18 protein-coding genes, 1 tRNA gene, 2 other RNA genes, 1 pseudogene and 1 other annotated feature (1 of these 23 cut by a window edge) are annotated in these 14,835 nt (G+C 37.0%); of the genes and pseudogenes, 16 read left to right on the top strand and 6 right to left on the bottom strand.

The genetic code is table 11. The features are described from left to right. Positions 1–34: 34 nt before the first annotated feature. The 3 genes from ACUN0F_RS03230 to ACUN0F_RS03220 all read right to left on the bottom strand — a co-directional run bounded on the left by ACUN0F_RS03230 (position 35) and on the right by ACUN0F_RS03220 (position 2,006). Complete coding sequence (locus ACUN0F_RS03230; protein ID WP_001053583.1) at positions 35–703, bottom strand: deoxynucleoside kinase; 669 nt, start codon at positions 701–703, stop codon at positions 35–37. A gap of 2 nt (positions 704–705) precedes the next feature. Beyond that, positions 706–1,341 carry a deoxynucleoside kinase gene (locus tag ACUN0F_RS03225; protein ID WP_000148207.1) on the bottom strand — a complete coding sequence of 212 codons (636 nt, stop codon included), beginning with the start codon at positions 1,339–1,341 and terminating at the stop codon, positions 706–708. Positions 1,342–1,466: 125 nt separating this feature from the next. Beyond that, positions 1,467–2,006, bottom strand: a complete 540-nt coding sequence (locus ACUN0F_RS03220) for an isochorismatase family cysteine hydrolase (RefSeq protein ID WP_000798743.1) — start codon at positions 2,004–2,006, stop codon at positions 1,467–1,469. Between the two features lie 106 nt (positions 2,007–2,112). Here ACUN0F_RS03220 and tadA (ACUN0F_RS03215) point away from each other — a divergent pair, with 106 nt between their 5' ends. The 12 genes and pseudogenes from tadA (ACUN0F_RS03215) (at position 2,113) to ACUN0F_RS03160 (ending at position 9,984) form a co-directional block, all read left to right on the top strand. Then, the gene (gene tadA, locus ACUN0F_RS03215; protein ID WP_002108901.1) at positions 2,113–2,613 is read left to right on the top strand and encodes a tRNA adenosine(34) deaminase TadA; all 501 of its coding nucleotides are present in this window, start codon (positions 2,113–2,115) and stop codon (positions 2,611–2,613) included. Between the two features lie 80 nt (positions 2,614–2,693). After that, positions 2,694–2,958: signal recognition particle sRNA large type (gene ffs, locus ACUN0F_RS03210), an RNA gene on the top strand. 132 nt (positions 2,959–3,090) lie between these two features. Beyond that, a complete protein-coding gene (dnaX, locus tag ACUN0F_RS03205) occupies positions 3,091–4,779 on the top strand; it encodes a DNA polymerase III subunit gamma/tau (protein ID WP_000121581.1) in 1,689 nt (562 codons plus the stop codon). A gap of 25 nt (positions 4,780–4,804) precedes the next feature. After that, positions 4,805–5,131: a YbaB/EbfC family nucleoid-associated protein gene (locus tag ACUN0F_RS03200; protein ID WP_170771173.1), complete on the top strand. Its 327-nt coding sequence runs from the start codon at positions 4,805–4,807 to the stop codon at positions 5,129–5,131. A 14-nt stretch (positions 5,132–5,145) separates the two neighbouring features. Beyond that, positions 5,146–5,742: a recombination protein RecR gene (gene recR, locus ACUN0F_RS03195; protein ID WP_000559168.1), complete on the top strand. Its 597-nt coding sequence runs from the start codon at positions 5,146–5,148 to the stop codon at positions 5,740–5,742. 14 nt (positions 5,743–5,756) lie between these two features. After that, positions 5,757–5,978 (top strand): YaaL family protein, encoded by a 222-nt coding sequence (locus ACUN0F_RS03190; RefSeq protein ID WP_000466020.1) that lies wholly within the window; start codon positions 5,757–5,759, stop codon positions 5,976–5,978. Positions 5,979–6,194: 216 nt separating this feature from the next. Then, positions 6,195–6,464, top strand: coding sequence for a pro-sigmaK processing inhibitor BofA family protein (locus ACUN0F_RS03185; protein ID WP_001089487.1), 270 nt, complete (start codon positions 6,195–6,197; stop codon positions 6,462–6,464). A 162-nt stretch (positions 6,465–6,626) separates the two neighbouring features. Continuing rightward, positions 6,627–6,965, top strand: a pseudogene (locus ACUN0F_RS03180) (pyridoxal 5'-phosphate synthase lyase subunit PdxS); the annotation flags it as partial. An 18-nt stretch (positions 6,966–6,983) separates the two neighbouring features. Beyond that, entirely contained in the window at positions 6,984–7,574 is a 591-nt protein-coding gene (pdxT, locus tag ACUN0F_RS03175; protein WP_000238774.1) for a pyridoxal 5'-phosphate synthase glutaminase subunit PdxT, read from the top strand. 54 nt (positions 7,575–7,628) lie between these two features. After that, positions 7,629–7,850, top strand: a binding site (T-box leader). Positions 7,851–7,901: 51 nt separating this feature from the next. Further along, positions 7,902–9,176: a serine--tRNA ligase gene (serS, locus tag ACUN0F_RS03170; RefSeq protein WP_000884184.1), complete on the top strand. Its 1,275-nt coding sequence runs from the start codon at positions 7,902–7,904 to the stop codon at positions 9,174–9,176. Between the two features lie 156 nt (positions 9,177–9,332). Then, positions 9,333–9,425, top strand: a tRNA-Ser gene (locus tag ACUN0F_RS03165). 166 nt (positions 9,426–9,591) lie between these two features. Beyond that, positions 9,592–9,984: a DUF3797 domain-containing protein gene (locus tag ACUN0F_RS03160; protein ID WP_000364198.1), complete on the top strand. Its 393-nt coding sequence runs from the start codon at positions 9,592–9,594 to the stop codon at positions 9,982–9,984. Positions 9,985–10,019: 35 nt separating this feature from the next. Here ACUN0F_RS03160 and ACUN0F_RS03155 read toward each other — a convergent pair whose 3' ends face one another. The 3 genes from ACUN0F_RS03155 to ACUN0F_RS03145 all read right to left on the bottom strand — a co-directional run bounded on the left by ACUN0F_RS03155 (position 10,020) and on the right by ACUN0F_RS03145 (position 11,991). Further along, positions 10,020–10,688: a deoxynucleoside kinase gene (locus ACUN0F_RS03155; RefSeq protein WP_001053583.1), complete on the bottom strand. Its 669-nt coding sequence runs from the start codon at positions 10,686–10,688 to the stop codon at positions 10,020–10,022. 2 nt (positions 10,689–10,690) lie between these two features. Then, positions 10,691–11,326, bottom strand: coding sequence for a deoxynucleoside kinase (locus ACUN0F_RS03150; protein ID WP_000148207.1), 636 nt, complete (start codon positions 11,324–11,326; stop codon positions 10,691–10,693). A gap of 125 nt (positions 11,327–11,451) precedes the next feature. Further along, positions 11,452–11,991, bottom strand: a complete 540-nt coding sequence (locus tag ACUN0F_RS03145; RefSeq protein ID WP_000798743.1) for an isochorismatase family cysteine hydrolase — start codon at positions 11,989–11,991, stop codon at positions 11,452–11,454. A 106-nt stretch (positions 11,992–12,097) separates the two neighbouring features. On the opposite strand from ACUN0F_RS03145, the gene tadA (ACUN0F_RS03140) reads away from it, so the two are divergent. The 4 genes from tadA (ACUN0F_RS03140) to ACUN0F_RS03125 form a co-directional block, all read left to right on the top strand. Then, positions 12,098–12,598, top strand: a complete 501-nt coding sequence (gene tadA / locus ACUN0F_RS03140) for a tRNA adenosine(34) deaminase TadA (RefSeq protein ID WP_002108901.1) — start codon at positions 12,098–12,100, stop codon at positions 12,596–12,598. Between the two features lie 80 nt (positions 12,599–12,678). Then, an RNA gene (ffs, locus tag ACUN0F_RS03135) (signal recognition particle sRNA large type) lies at positions 12,679–12,943 on the top strand. Positions 12,944–13,075: 132 nt separating this feature from the next. After that, a complete protein-coding gene (gene dnaX / locus ACUN0F_RS03130) occupies positions 13,076–14,764 on the top strand; it encodes a DNA polymerase III subunit gamma/tau (protein ID WP_000121581.1) in 1,689 nt (562 codons plus the stop codon). Between the two features lie 25 nt (positions 14,765–14,789). Beyond that, positions 14,790–14,835 carry the start of a YbaB/EbfC family nucleoid-associated protein gene (locus tag ACUN0F_RS03125; RefSeq protein WP_170771173.1) on the top strand. 281 nt of this gene lie beyond the right edge of the window, so 46 of the gene's 327 nt are visible here — the first part of the coding sequence; it begins with the start codon at positions 14,790–14,792; its stop codon lies off the right edge, out of view.

The raw sequence follows: 14,835 nt of genomic DNA, 5'->3' as shown, positions 1-14,835 counted from the left end.
TTAATAGAAAAACCCGTGCGTATGCACGGGTTTTTTATTTTACAAGTTTACGTGTTTGTTTTAAAAAATGGCCAATTTTTTTAATGATTGGTTCAATTGAATCACCATCTTTTAAAATATCGTATTCATTAATGTTTAATCGTAAAACAGGGCATGCATTAAAGTTATTAATCCAGTTTTCGTAACGGCCATGCATCTCTTTCCAATACTCAATTGGTGTTTGTTGTTCCATCGGACGTCCACGTTCTTGGATACGATCAACAATATCATCGAAAGAACCTTCTAAGTAAATTAATAAATCAGGATGAGGGAAGTAAGGAGTCATGACCATAGCGTCAAATAAACCTTTGTATGTTTCATAATCAGTTTCCGTCATTGTACCTTTTTCATGATGCATCTTTGCAAAAATTCCAGTGTCTTCATAGATAGAGCGATCTTGAACAAAACCGCCACCGTATTCAAAAATTCTTTTTTGTTCTTTAAATCGTTCTGCTAAAAAGTACACTTGCAAGTGGAAGCTCCAGCGTGTGAAATCAGCATAGAACTTGTCCAAATACGGGTTTGAATCTACCTTTTCAAATGATGTGCGATAACCTAGAGCGTTAGCTAATGCAGTTGTCATAGTTGATTTTCCGACACCTACTGTTCCAGCAATAGTGATTACTGCGTCATTTGGTATATCATATTTTTGCCTTAAATTCATTGTTATTCCGACTCCTTTAAGAGAGTATTTTGAAGGGCGGATAGGATGACGTTTAAATCATCAGGATTTTTTACAAAATCCATATCGTCTCCGTTAAATTTTAATACTGGGATATCTGGATGATCCTTTTTAAAAGTATCCATTGCTGTTTCGTAATCTTTTGTGAGCTGTAGTAAGTAATTTGGATCCATGTTTTTTTCGAATTCTCTTCCGCGCATCGCAATTCGTGTTTGTAATGTTTCCAAGCTAGCTGTTAAATAAACGATAACGTTTGGTACAGGCATATCTTGTGTAAGGATACGATAGATTTGCATGTACTTGTCATATTGAGAATTCTTTAATGTACGGGATGCGAAAATTAAATTTTTAAATATATGATAATCCGCTACTACTGGTTTCCTTTGATTCAAATACTTTATGTTAATATCTTCTAATTGTTTGTATCTATTACAAAGAAAGAACATCTCTGTTTGAAAACTCCATTCGTCGATGTCTTCATAGAATTTTCCTAAAAAAGGATTCTCATCAACAATTTCTTTTAGTAAGTGGAGTTGCATGTGAGTTGAAATTGCCTTCGCAAGTGAGGTTTTTCCAACACCAATTGGTCCTTCAACCGTGATAAATGGTACTCCGGTCACGCTGTTTCCTCCTTTCAATCAGTGATTTACCGTGACTACTAAAAACACAAAACAGAATTATTGTAGCACAGGAGGGAAGCGAGCGGGTTAATTTGATATAAAAAGTTAGAAAATAAATATATGTATTAATTAATTTTTATTTGAGATGACGGTACTATATTTGCTTTTAATGTGGCTTCCATTATTTTTAAAGCATGCAGATTATCCTGATCATGATTAGAGGCAATACAGTCCTGTGGTACATACAGTGTATAATTTCTCATATGAGCATCGTTAGCTGTAAAGAGGATGCATATATTCCCGGCGACTCCTGTCAATATTAGATTTTCTATTTTTAAATAGCCTAATAAAGAATTTAAAGGTGTTTCATAAAAAGCAGAGTAATGTGGTTTAATAAAAATGTAATCATCAGTATTTGGAGCAATCTTATGAATGATATTTTCACTATACTCATTTGTACAATGAGTAATTAGTTGGTCAATATCAGACCTCCAAAGTTGATAATGGTCATTAACATAAATTATGGGGTAGCCAAAGGATTTCATTGTTTTCTTTAATTGTAAAATAGGGTTTGTTATAATTTCGCATTTTTTGGCTAGGGTGGGTCCGTGTGAAAATTGAAAATCATTAATCATATCGATAATGAGTAAGGCAGTATTCTTCATATGTAATCCCCTCTCTTTTTTATTAGGGTGGATTGAATTTGTAAAAGTTATCCCATGTGCAGTAAATGGGAATAAGTGTATTTTATTTGAGGGAAAGGACTATGGTATGGAACACGATCAAGATATTTATTTTATGCAGTTAGCAATAGAAGAGGCTAAAAAAGCAGAGGCAATACAAGAAGTACCGATTGGTGCAGTTATAGTGTTAGATGGTGAAGTAATTAGTGTTGCTCATAATTTAAGAGAAACTGAACAAAGATCAATAGCTCACGCTGAGTTATTAGCTATTGATGAGGCGTGCAAAAAATTAGGGACATGGCGTTTAGAAGATGCGACGTTATATGTAACATTAGAGCCTTGTCCGATGTGTGCGGGTGGAATTGTTTTATCACGAGTGAAGCGAGTTGTATATGGTGCAAGTGATCCGAAAGGTGGATGTGCAGGGACTTTGATGAATCTTTTAACGGATGAACGCTTTAATCATCAATGCGAGGTAGTTGCTGGTGTATTAGAAGAAGAATGCGGTACTTTGTTAACAAACTTTTTTAGAGAGCTTCGTAAAAAAAGAAAAGCGATAAAAAAATTAGAGAAAAGTAACGAAAATTAACGTATTTGCATTTTGTAAAAAAACAAGTTATACTGATAATGCCTTTTAATGAAGGCAACCGAATATTGGTTTTAACTTTGCCGTGCTAAGCGGGGAGGTAGCGGTGCCCTATACTCGCAATCCGCTCTAGCGAGGCCGAATCCCTTCTCGAGGTTATGCTGCTGTAAGGTCTGCCTTAAGTAAGTGGTGTTGACGTTTGGGTCCTGCGCAACGGGACCCCGTGAACCTTGTCAGGTCCGGAAGGAAGCAGCAATAAGCGGGTCTTCTCGTGTGCCGCAGGAGTGCCTGAACCGAGCTAACTGCTTGAGTAACGCTTATGGTACGTAATCGACAGAAGGTGCACGGCAGTTATATATGTATACAAAACTCACCTTAATACTAAGGTGGGTTTTTTGTATAGAAAATAACTTTTGGAATCTATAAACAGAATGGGTTATAATAAATAAGATAATAACCTTTGAGGGAGGCCGTATTTTCGTGTCATACCAAGCGTTATACCGAACATGGAGACCGCAAAAATTTGAAGATGTAGTTGGTCAAAAGCACGTGACAAAAACGTTGCAAAATGCCCTTCTTCAAGAGAAAGTTTCACATGCTTATTTATTTTCTGGGCCGAGGGGAACAGGAAAAACGACAATTGCAAAAGTATTTGCAAAAGCAATCAACTGTGAACATGCTCCGGTAGCTGAACCTTGTAATGAATGTCCTTCTTGTTTGGGGATTACACAAGGATCTATTTCAGATGTATTAGAAATTGATGCGGCTTCAAATAACGGTGTAGATGAAATTCGAGATATTAGAGATAAAGTAAAATATGCTCCAAGTGCTGTAGAATATAAAGTATACATTATTGATGAAGTCCACATGCTTTCTATGGGTGCCTTCAATGCGCTTTTAAAAACGTTAGAAGAGCCGCCGGGACACGTCATCTTTATTTTGGCGACAACAGAACCACATAAGATTCCGCCTACAATCATTTCACGTTGCCAGCGTTTTGAATTTCGAAAAATATCAGTAAATGATATTGTTGAGAGATTATCGACGGTTGTGACGAATGAAGGTACGCAAGTAGAAGATGAGGCGTTACAAATTGTTGCGCGTGCCGCTGAAGGTGGTATGCGTGATGCGCTTAGTCTTATTGATCAGGCAATATCTTATAGTGATGAGACAGTTACGACAGAAGATGTATTAGCTGTGACAGGTTCTGTTTCCCAGCAATACTTAGGTAACTTAGTAGAATGTATACGTGAAAATGATGTATCAAGAGCATTACGTATCATAGATGAGATGATGGGTAAAGGGAAAGATCCAGTTCGTTTTATGGAGGATTTCATTTACTATTATCGCGATATGCTTTTATATCAAACCTCACCACAACTGGAACATATGTTGGAACGAGTAATGGTAGATGAGCAATTCCGGATGTTAAGTGAAGAAATGCAACCGGAAGTAATCTATGAAATCATTCATACTCTTAGTAAGGGACAACAGGAAATGAAGTGGACAAATCATCCGCGAATTTTCTTAGAAGTTGTTATGGTACAACTGTGTCAACAGTTTATGATGCAAGCGAACGGTGCAGATCGTTTACAAGCAATTATGAACAGGATGCAGCAATTGGAGAAAGAGTTAGAACAAGTCAAAAAGAATGGTGTGCCGGCTGGTGTGCAGCAAGAAGTCAGAGAGACACGTGCAACACCAAAGCCAGTGCGTACAGGGAGTATGAAAATTCCTGTTGGACGCGTAAATGAAGTGTTGAAGCAAGCAAAGCGTCAGGATTTAGAACAATTAAAAGCTGTGTGGGGTGAGTTGTTAGGAAGACTCAAATCATACAACAAAGTAGCGTTTGCTGTTTTATTAGAAAATAGCGAACCGGTAGCGGCTTCGGATGATACTTACGTTTTAGCGTTTCAATATGAGATTCACTGTAAAATGGCAAGCGAAAACCGAGAAGCTATGGATACAGTGGAACAAGCCTTATTTGAACTGTTAAGTAAAAGATTAAATATGATTGCCATTCCAAAAAGTGAATGGGGTAAAATCCGTGAAGATTTTTTACAGCGTGAAGGCGAGAATTCTGAAGAAAGCCCAGAGAAAAAAGAAGATCCTCTTATAGAAGAGGCAGTAAAATTAGTAGGACAAGAACTTATTGAAATAAAAGAGTAATAATAATTAGGAGGAATTAATTATGATGCGTGGCGGAATGGGAAATATGAATAATATGATGAAGCAAATGCAAAAGATGCAAAAAGATATGGCAAAAGCGCAAGAAGAGCTTGGCGAAAAAACAGTTGAAGGTACAGCTGGCGGCGGTATGGTCACAGTTATTGCAAATGGTCATAAGCAAATTCTTGAAGTGAAAGTTAAAGAAGAAGTTGTAGATCCAGAAGATATCGAAATGTTACAAGACTTAGTGTTAGCTGCAACGAATGATGCACTTAAAAAAGCTGATGAACTTTCAAACTCTACAATGGGTAAATTTACAAAAGGCTTAAACTTACCAGGTGGAATGTTCTAGGAGGATACTGATATATGCATTATCCAGAACCGATATCGAAATTAATTGATAGTTTTATGAAGTTGCCAGGAATCGGGCCGAAAACAGCGGTTCGCTTGGCATTTTTCGTATTAGATATGAAAGAAGATGATGTGTTAGGTTTTGCAAAAGCACTTGTGAATGCGAAGCGAGATTTAGCGTATTGTTCTGTATGCGGACATATTACTGACCGCGATCCTTGTTATATTTGTAATGATTCGCATCGAGATCAGTCGATTGTTTGTGTTGTGCAGGAACCGAAAGATGTAATCGCAATGGAAAAGATGAAAGAGTATCAAGGTGTATATCATGTGTTACGTGGTGCGATTTCTCCAATGGAGGGAATTGGACCGGAAGACATTAATATCCCGCAACTTTTAAAGCGACTGCATGATGAAACGGTACAAGAAGTGATACTAGCAACAAACCCTAATATTGAAGGGGAAGCTACAGCGATGTATATATCCCGCCTCTTAAAGCCGACAGGTATTAAAGTAACTCGTATTGCACATGGTCTGCCAGTTGGTGGAGATTTAGAATATGCAGATGAAGTGACACTGTCGAAAGCGTTAGAAGGTCGTAGAGAAGTATAAGAGGAGAAACAAAAATGTTCTTTCAAAAAAAGGGTAAATTGCGTAAAGAGTATGATGATAAGCTAATTGTACTATTAGAAAAAGTGAAGAATGAATGGTTACGTCAGAAGAGAATGGTTGAACAAAGTGTGGAACCATCTCAAGATGTACTTTGTTCTTTGAAAATAGCAGAGGCGAAATATTTCTTCTTGTTAAAAGAAGCAAAACGTCGCCCTGTAAAAATGGAACAATGGTAAAAGGTTCTGCTGAAAAAGCAGAACCTTTTATTTTATTTATTAAATATTTAGTGGTTACTTCGTTTGGAAAGAAAGATTAATGGTTTTTATGAAGAAAGTGTTTTCGAATGAAGATTAACAAGATAAAACAACTGGAGTTGTAGGGTAAATGTTCTTTTTTATCGCCTTGTCCCATACAAATAAATATGTATAGATCACTTTCATAAGGAGGAAAAAATGAATTCTACAGTTGTTATTGTCGGTATTCTTACTTTAGTTTTTATCTTTCTTGTTTTTGGTGTTTCTTCTAAGCCGTTACGTTTTATAGGAAAAGTGCTCTTTCATGTTACTTTAGGGATAGCGTTACTCTTTATCGTAAATGTTGTAGGAACATATTTTGATTTTCATATTCCAATTAACTTGGGAACCGCAACAATCACAAGTATATTAGGCCTACCTGGTGTTGCTGCATTAGTGGTTATTAAGCTTTATATCATGCCAAGATAAAATTATTTTGGCATTTTTTTAAAAAGTGTTGACGAACAAATGATTAATATGGTAAATTAATAAGCGTCGTCAGGAACGAAAGAAAAAAGTTGTTGACAGATTTAACGCAAAATGTTAAATTATAAAAGTCGCTGAAACGCGATGTTGAACTTTGAAAACTAAATGACATATGCAAAAAACACTGGTGCTCCTTATGAAGTACTACTTGAAATTAAACGCCTTGGTCGTTTGCCGGTTGTAAACTTCGCAGCAGGTGGTGTAGCAACACCAGCAGATGCAGCGTTAATGATGCAACTTGGTGCGGATGGTGTATTCGTAGGATCTGGTATCTTCAAATCAGAAAATCCAGAGAAATTTGCACGCGCAATCGTTGAAGCGACGACTCATTATGAGGATTACGAACTAATTGCGAGCCTTTCTAAAGGATTAGGTAATGCAATGAAAGGTATCGAAATTTCAACGTTATTACCAGAACAACGCATGCAAGAGCGTGGATGGTAATTGAAGGAGAACTTTAAAATGGTGAAAATCGGTGTACTAGGTCTTCAAGGTGCAGTTCGTGAGCATATAAAATCAGTTGAAGCAAGTGGTGCAGAAGCTGTTGTTGTAAAGCGTGTAGAGCAACTTGAAGAGATTGATGGTCTTATTTTACCAGGCGGTGAAAGTACAACAATGCGCCGTCTTATTGATAAGTATGCTTTCATGGAACCACTTCGTACATTCGCGAAGTCTGGTAAACCAATGTTTGGTACATGTGCAGGTATGATTCTTCTTGCAAAAACACTTATTGGCTATGAAGAAGCACATATTGGTGCTATGGATATTACAGTAGAACGCAATGCGTTCGGACGCCAAAAAGATAGCTTTGAAGTCGCACTTTCAATTAAAGGTGTAGGAGAAGAATTTATTGGTGTATTTATCCGTGCTCCGTATGTTGTAAATGTAGCTGATGATGTTGAAGTACTTTCTACACATGGTGACCGAATGGTAGCAGTAAAACAAAATCAGTTTTTAGCTGCTTCATTCCATCCGGAATTAACGGATGATCATCGTGTCACAGCATACTTTGTAGAAATGGTAAAAGAAGCGAAAATGAAAAAAGTTGTATAAGTAACTTGCAACTTGTATAAGATTATAGTAAATTGATGGTAACAATTTTATAAAATAAGCGTGTTGATAGGAAGTAGTAACAAATGCCGTTTCTTATAGAGAGTCGATGGTTGGTGGAAATCGATAGAAACAGTTTGTGAATCCATCCTGGAATGGAATGTGGAATATCTTTATGATTAGTAAACATTCCCGGTGAAGAGCCGTTATTTCTACTTGAGAGGAAGGCGGTAATGCTTTCAACTAGGGTGGCAACGCGGGTTAACTCCCGTCCCTTTATATAGGGACGGGAGTTTTTTGTGTTTTATAAAATAAAAGGAGGAGTATATAATGCTTGATATTAAATTTTTACGCACAAATTTTGAAGAAGTAAAAGCGAAGTTACAGCATAGAGGCGAAGATTTAACTGATTTTGGTCGCTTTGAAGAGCTGGATACGAGAAGAAGAGAATTACTTGTTCAAACAGAGGAACTAAAAAGTAAACGTAACGAAGTATCTCAACAAATTTCTGTATTGAAGCGCGAAAAGAAAGATGCAGAAGCTCTAATTCTAGAAATGCGTGAAGTTGGAGAAAAAGTAAAAGATCTTGATAATGAACTTCGTACAGTTGAAGAAGATTTAGAAAGGTTAATGTTATCTATTCCGAATATTCCTCATGAATCTGCTCCAGTTGGTGAAACAGAAGATGATAATGTAGTAGCACGTACTTGGGGAGAAGTGAAAGAATTTGCTTATGAACCAAAACCACATTGGGATCTTGCTACAGATTTAGGAATTTTAGATTTTGAGCGTGCTGGGAAGGTAACAGGAAGCCGCTTCGTATTCTATAAAGGTGCTGGCGCGAGATTAGAGCGTGCTTTAATTAGTTTTATGCTTGATCTTCATACTGACGAGCATGGATACGAAGAAGTATTACCTCCGTATATGGTAAACCGTGCAAGTATGACAGGAACAGGACAACTTCCGAAATTTGAAGAAGATGCATTCCGTATTGAAAGTGAAGATTACTTCTTAATTCCAACAGCTGAAGTACCTGTAACGAACATGCACCGTGATGAAATCTTAAATAAAGAGCAACTGCCTATACGATATGCTGCATTTAGCTCTTGTTTCCGTTCTGAAGCAGGTTCAGCTGGCCGTGATACACGTGGCTTAATTCGTCAGCATCAGTTCAATAAAGTAGAGCTTGTAAAGTTCGTAAAACCAGAAGATTCTTATGAAGAGTTAGAAAAACTAACAAATGATGCAGAACGCGTGTTACAATTATTAGAGTTGCCATATCGCGTTATGAGCATGTGCACAGGCGATTTAGGATTTACAGCAGCGAAGAAATACGATATCGAAGTATGGATTCCAAGCTATGGCACATATCGTGAGATTTCTTCTTGTAGTAATTTTGAGGCTTTCCAAGCGAGACGTGCAAATATCCGTTTCCGTCGTGAGCCAAACGGAAAACCAGAACATGTTCATACATTAAATGGATCTGGTCTTGCAATTGGACGTACGGTGGCAGCTATTTTAGAGAACTACCAACAAGAAGATGGTACAATTATAATTCCAGAAGTTCTTCGCCCTTATATGGGAGGAAAAACAGTTATTAAGTAAATTTATAAACATTCATCGGTATGAGTGATTGGTAATTATGAGCGTTGTCAGTACTATAATGTAGGAGAGGAAAAGTAAAATTTTCCTTTCCTCATAATTTATTTTAGTAGGGTTGACTAACTGTTTTTCTTTTGATATTATATTTGATGTCAATATGGAGGTATACCCAAGTCTGGCTGAAGGGATCGGTCTTGAAAACCGACAGGCGGCGAGAGTCGCGCGGGGGTTCGAATCCCTCTACCTCCTCCAGATATAATTGACAACAGCGCATATAAGTGGAGATTGGAGAACTCGTTACCAACACGTAACGAGTTTTTATTTTAAAACCAATCATAAAGTATGGTGTAAGGCGATTTTGTCCTTATTACACACTCATATTCCGATGATTATCTTCATAGATATGAAAGGAGTCAACATGGATCTTATTATACAAACGTTTCCTTTAGATGGAAAAACTTTATATTATGTACAATGTCCTGTCTGTAAGAACAATAGAATTTTAAACAGTGGTGCAAATGTGTCACGCATTATAAGCGATGATACATTCCGTAAACTTTGTGGTTGCACTTGTGATGTAAAGCAAACTGCGACAAAAGTAGAGGCGCCAAAAAAAGTTGAAAAAGCAGCTGTAAAGAAAGAAGCAGCTCCAAAACGTACAGGTAAAGTATTAACAGCAGTGATTAACGGGAAAGAAATGACTGTTAAAGAGATTGCTGAAACATACGATATTAGTACAAGTACTGTTCGTCAGCGTATTAACGCTGGAAAACCTGAGAGTGAAATTATTGCTCCGACAAAAAAGAAGTAATTTAATAGAAAAACCCGTGCGTATGCACGGGTTTTTTATTTTACAAGTTTACGTGTTTGTTTTAAAAAATGGCCAATTTTTTTAATGATTGGTTCAATTGAATCACCATCTTTTAAAATATCGTATTCATTAATGTTTAATCGTAAAACAGGGCATGCATTAAAGTTATTAATCCAGTTTTCGTAACGGCCATGCATCTCTTTCCAATACTCAATTGGTGTTTGTTGTTCCATCGGACGTCCACGTTCTTGGATACGATCAACAATATCATCGAAAGAACCTTCTAAGTAAATTAATAAATCAGGATGAGGGAAGTAAGGAGTCATGACCATAGCGTCAAATAAACCTTTGTATGTTTCATAATCAGTTTCCGTCATTGTACCTTTTTCATGATGCATCTTTGCAAAAATTCCAGTGTCTTCATAGATAGAGCGATCTTGAACAAAACCGCCACCGTATTCAAAAATTCTTTTTTGTTCTTTAAATCGTTCTGCTAAAAAGTACACTTGCAAGTGGAAGCTCCAGCGTGTGAAATCAGCATAGAACTTGTCCAAATACGGGTTTGAATCTACCTTTTCAAATGATGTGCGATAACCTAGAGCGTTAGCTAATGCAGTTGTCATAGTTGATTTTCCGACACCTACTGTTCCAGCAATAGTGATTACTGCGTCATTTGGTATATCATATTTTTGCCTTAAATTCATTGTTATTCCGACTCCTTTAAGAGAGTATTTTGAAGGGCGGATAGGATGACGTTTAAATCATCAGGATTTTTTACAAAATCCATATCGTCTCCGTTAAATTTTAATACTGGGATATCTGGATGATCCTTTTTAAAAGTATCCATTGCTGTTTCGTAATCTTTTGTGAGCTGTAGTAAGTAATTTGGATCCATGTTTTTTTCGAATTCTCTTCCGCGCATCGCAATTCGTGTTTGTAATGTTTCCAAGCTAGCTGTTAAATAAACGATAACGTTTGGTACAGGCATATCTTGTGTAAGGATACGATAGATTTGCATGTACTTGTCATATTGAGAATTCTTTAATGTACGGGATGCGAAAATTAAATTTTTAAATATATGATAATCCGCTACTACTGGTTTCCTTTGATTCAAATACTTTATGTTAATATCTTCTAATTGTTTGTATCTATTACAAAGAAAGAACATCTCTGTTTGAAAACTCCATTCGTCGATGTCTTCATAGAATTTTCCTAAAAAAGGATTCTCATCAACAATTTCTTTTAGTAAGTGGAGTTGCATGTGAGTTGAAATTGCCTTCGCAAGTGAGGTTTTTCCAACACCAATTGGTCCTTCAACCGTGATAAATGGTACTCCGGTCACGCTGTTTCCTCCTTTCAATCAGTGATTTACCGTGACTACTAAAAACACAAAACAGAATTATTGTAGCACAGGAGGGAAGCGAGCGGGTTAATTTGATATAAAAAGTTAGAAAATAAATATATGTATTAATTAATTTTTATTTGAGATGACGGTACTATATTTGCTTTTAATGTGGCTTCCATTATTTTTAAAGCATGCAGATTATCCTGATCATGATTAGAGGCAATACAGTCCTGTGGTACATACAGTGTATAATTTCTCATATGAGCATCGTTAGCTGTAAAGAGGATGCATATATTCCCGGCGACTCCTGTCAATATTAGATTTTCTATTTTTAAATAGCCTAATAAAGAATTTAAAGGTGTTTCATAAAAAGCAGAGTAATGTGGTTTAATAAAAATGTAATCATCAGTATTTGGAGCAATCTTATGAATGATATTTTCACTATACTCATTTGTACAATGAGTAATTAGTTGGTCAATATCAGACCTCCAAAGTTGATAATGGTCATTAACATAAATTATGGGGTAGCCAAAGGATTTCATTGTTTTCTTTAATTGTAAAATAGGGTTTGTTATAATTTCGCATTTTTTGGCTAGGGTGGGTCCGTGTGAAAATTGAAAATCATTAATCATATCGATAATGAGTAAGGCAGTATTCTTCATATGTAATCCCCTCTCTTTTTTATTAGGGTGGATTGAATTTGTAAAAGTTATCCCATGTGCAGTAAATGGGAATAAGTGTATTTTATTTGAGGGAAAGGACTATGGTATGGAACACGATCAAGATATTTATTTTATGCAGTTAGCAATAGAAGAGGCTAAAAAAGCAGAGGCAATACAAGAAGTACCGATTGGTGCAGTTATAGTGTTAGATGGTGAAGTAATTAGTGTTGCTCATAATTTAAGAGAAACTGAACAAAGATCAATAGCTCACGCTGAGTTATTAGCTATTGATGAGGCGTGCAAAAAATTAGGGACATGGCGTTTAGAAGATGCGACGTTATATGTAACATTAGAGCCTTGTCCGATGTGTGCGGGTGGAATTGTTTTATCACGAGTGAAGCGAGTTGTATATGGTGCAAGTGATCCGAAAGGTGGATGTGCAGGGACTTTGATGAATCTTTTAACGGATGAACGCTTTAATCATCAATGCGAGGTAGTTGCTGGTGTATTAGAAGAAGAATGCGGTACTTTGTTAACAAACTTTTTTAGAGAGCTTCGTAAAAAAAGAAAAGCGATAAAAAAATTAGAGAAAAGTAACGAAAATTAACGTATTTGCATTTTGTAAAAAAACAAGTTATACTGATAATGCCTTTTAATGAAGGCAACCGAATATTGGTTTTAACTTTGCCGTGCTAAGCGGGGAGGTAGCGGTGCCCTATACTCGCAATCCGCTCTAGCGAGGCCGAATCCCTTCTCGAGGTTATGCTGCTGTAAGGTCTGCCTTAAGTAAGTGGTGTTGACGTTTGGGTCCTGCGCAACGGGACCCCGTGAACCTTGTCAGGTCCGGAAGGAAGCAGCAATAAGCGGGTCTTCTCGTGTGCCGCAGGAGTGCCTGAACCGAGCTAACTGCTTGAGTAACGCTTATGGTACGTAATCGACAGAAGGTGCACGGCAGTTATATATGTATACAAAACTCACCTTAATACTAAGGTGGGTTTTTTGTATAGAAAATAACTTTTGGAATCTATAAACAGAATGGGTTATAATAAATAAGATAATAACCTTTGAGGGAGGCCGTATTTTCGTGTCATACCAAGCGTTATACCGAACATGGAGACCGCAAAAATTTGAAGATGTAGTTGGTCAAAAGCACGTGACAAAAACGTTGCAAAATGCCCTTCTTCAAGAGAAAGTTTCACATGCTTATTTATTTTCTGGGCCGAGGGGAACAGGAAAAACGACAATTGCAAAAGTATTTGCAAAAGCAATCAACTGTGAACATGCTCCGGTAGCTGAACCTTGTAATGAATGTCCTTCTTGTTTGGGGATTACACAAGGATCTATTTCAGATGTATTAGAAATTGATGCGGCTTCAAATAACGGTGTAGATGAAATTCGAGATATTAGAGATAAAGTAAAATATGCTCCAAGTGCTGTAGAATATAAAGTATACATTATTGATGAAGTCCACATGCTTTCTATGGGTGCCTTCAATGCGCTTTTAAAAACGTTAGAAGAGCCGCCGGGACACGTCATCTTTATTTTGGCGACAACAGAACCACATAAGATTCCGCCTACAATCATTTCACGTTGCCAGCGTTTTGAATTTCGAAAAATATCAGTAAATGATATTGTTGAGAGATTATCGACGGTTGTGACGAATGAAGGTACGCAAGTAGAAGATGAGGCGTTACAAATTGTTGCGCGTGCCGCTGAAGGTGGTATGCGTGATGCGCTTAGTCTTATTGATCAGGCAATATCTTATAGTGATGAGACAGTTACGACAGAAGATGTATTAGCTGTGACAGGTTCTGTTTCCCAGCAATACTTAGGTAACTTAGTAGAATGTATACGTGAAAATGATGTATCAAGAGCATTACGTATCATAGATGAGATGATGGGTAAAGGGAAAGATCCAGTTCGTTTTATGGAGGATTTCATTTACTATTATCGCGATATGCTTTTATATCAAACCTCACCACAACTGGAACATATGTTGGAACGAGTAATGGTAGATGAGCAATTCCGGATGTTAAGTGAAGAAATGCAACCGGAAGTAATCTATGAAATCATTCATACTCTTAGTAAGGGACAACAGGAAATGAAGTGGACAAATCATCCGCGAATTTTCTTAGAAGTTGTTATGGTACAACTGTGTCAACAGTTTATGATGCAAGCGAACGGTGCAGATCGTTTACAAGCAATTATGAACAGGATGCAGCAATTGGAGAAAGAGTTAGAACAAGTCAAAAAGAATGGTGTGCCGGCTGGTGTGCAGCAAGAAGTCAGAGAGACACGTGCAACACCAAAGCCAGTGCGTACAGGGAGTATGAAAATTCCTGTTGGACGCGTAAATGAAGTGTTGAAGCAAGCAAAGCGTCAGGATTTAGAACAATTAAAAGCTGTGTGGGGTGAGTTGTTAGGAAGACTCAAATCATACAACAAAGTAGCGTTTGCTGTTTTATTAGAAAATAGCGAACCGGTAGCGGCTTCGGATGATACTTACGTTTTAGCGTTTCAATATGAGATTCACTGTAAAATGGCAAGCGAAAACCGAGAAGCTATGGATACAGTGGAACAAGCCTTATTTGAACTGTTAAGTAAAAGATTAAATATGATTGCCATTCCAAAAAGTGAATGGGGTAAAATCCGTGAAGATTTTTTACAGCGTGAAGGCGAGAATTCTGAAGAAAGCCCAGAGAAAAAAGAAGATCCTCTTATAGAAGAGGCAGTAAAATTAGTAGGACAAGAACTTATTGAAATAAAAGAGTAATAATAATTAGGAGGAATTAATTATGATGCGTGGCGGAATGGGAAATATGAATAATATGATGAAGCAAATGC

The sequence above is a fragment of the Bacillus sp. 1A genome, from assembly GCF_052682215.1.
This window is presented reverse-complemented; position numbering and strand designations above follow the sequence as displayed.

Bases quoted from the DNA above. Each gene is read 5' to 3' on its own strand.
- ACUN0F_RS03230 (WP_001053583.1), bottom strand. From the start codon at position 703: ATGAATTTAAGGCAAAAATATGATATACCAAATGACGCAGTAATCACT.
- ACUN0F_RS03220 (WP_000798743.1), bottom strand. From the start codon at position 2,006: ATGAAGAATACTGCCTTACTCATTATCGATATGATTAATGATTTTCAA.
- tadA (WP_002108901.1), top strand. From the start codon at position 2,113: ATGGAACACGATCAAGATATTTATTTTATGCAGTTAGCAATAGAAGAG.
- ACUN0F_RS03200 (WP_170771173.1), top strand. From the start codon at position 4,805: ATGCGTGGCGGAATGGGAAATATGAATAATATGATGAAGCAAATGCAA.
- recR (WP_000559168.1), top strand. From the start codon at position 5,146: ATGCATTATCCAGAACCGATATCGAAATTAATTGATAGTTTTATGAAG.
- ACUN0F_RS03190 (WP_000466020.1), top strand. From the start codon at position 5,757: ATGTTCTTTCAAAAAAAGGGTAAATTGCGTAAAGAGTATGATGATAAG.
- ACUN0F_RS03185 (WP_001089487.1), top strand. From the start codon at position 6,195: ATGAATTCTACAGTTGTTATTGTCGGTATTCTTACTTTAGTTTTTATC.
- pdxT (WP_000238774.1), top strand. From the start codon at position 6,984: ATGGTGAAAATCGGTGTACTAGGTCTTCAAGGTGCAGTTCGTGAGCAT.
- serS (WP_000884184.1), top strand. From the start codon at position 7,902: ATGCTTGATATTAAATTTTTACGCACAAATTTTGAAGAAGTAAAAGCG.
- ACUN0F_RS03160 (WP_000364198.1), top strand. From the start codon at position 9,592: ATGGATCTTATTATACAAACGTTTCCTTTAGATGGAAAAACTTTATAT.
- ACUN0F_RS03155 (WP_001053583.1), bottom strand. From the start codon at position 10,688: ATGAATTTAAGGCAAAAATATGATATACCAAATGACGCAGTAATCACT.
- ACUN0F_RS03145 (WP_000798743.1), bottom strand. From the start codon at position 11,991: ATGAAGAATACTGCCTTACTCATTATCGATATGATTAATGATTTTCAA.
- tadA (WP_002108901.1), top strand. From the start codon at position 12,098: ATGGAACACGATCAAGATATTTATTTTATGCAGTTAGCAATAGAAGAG.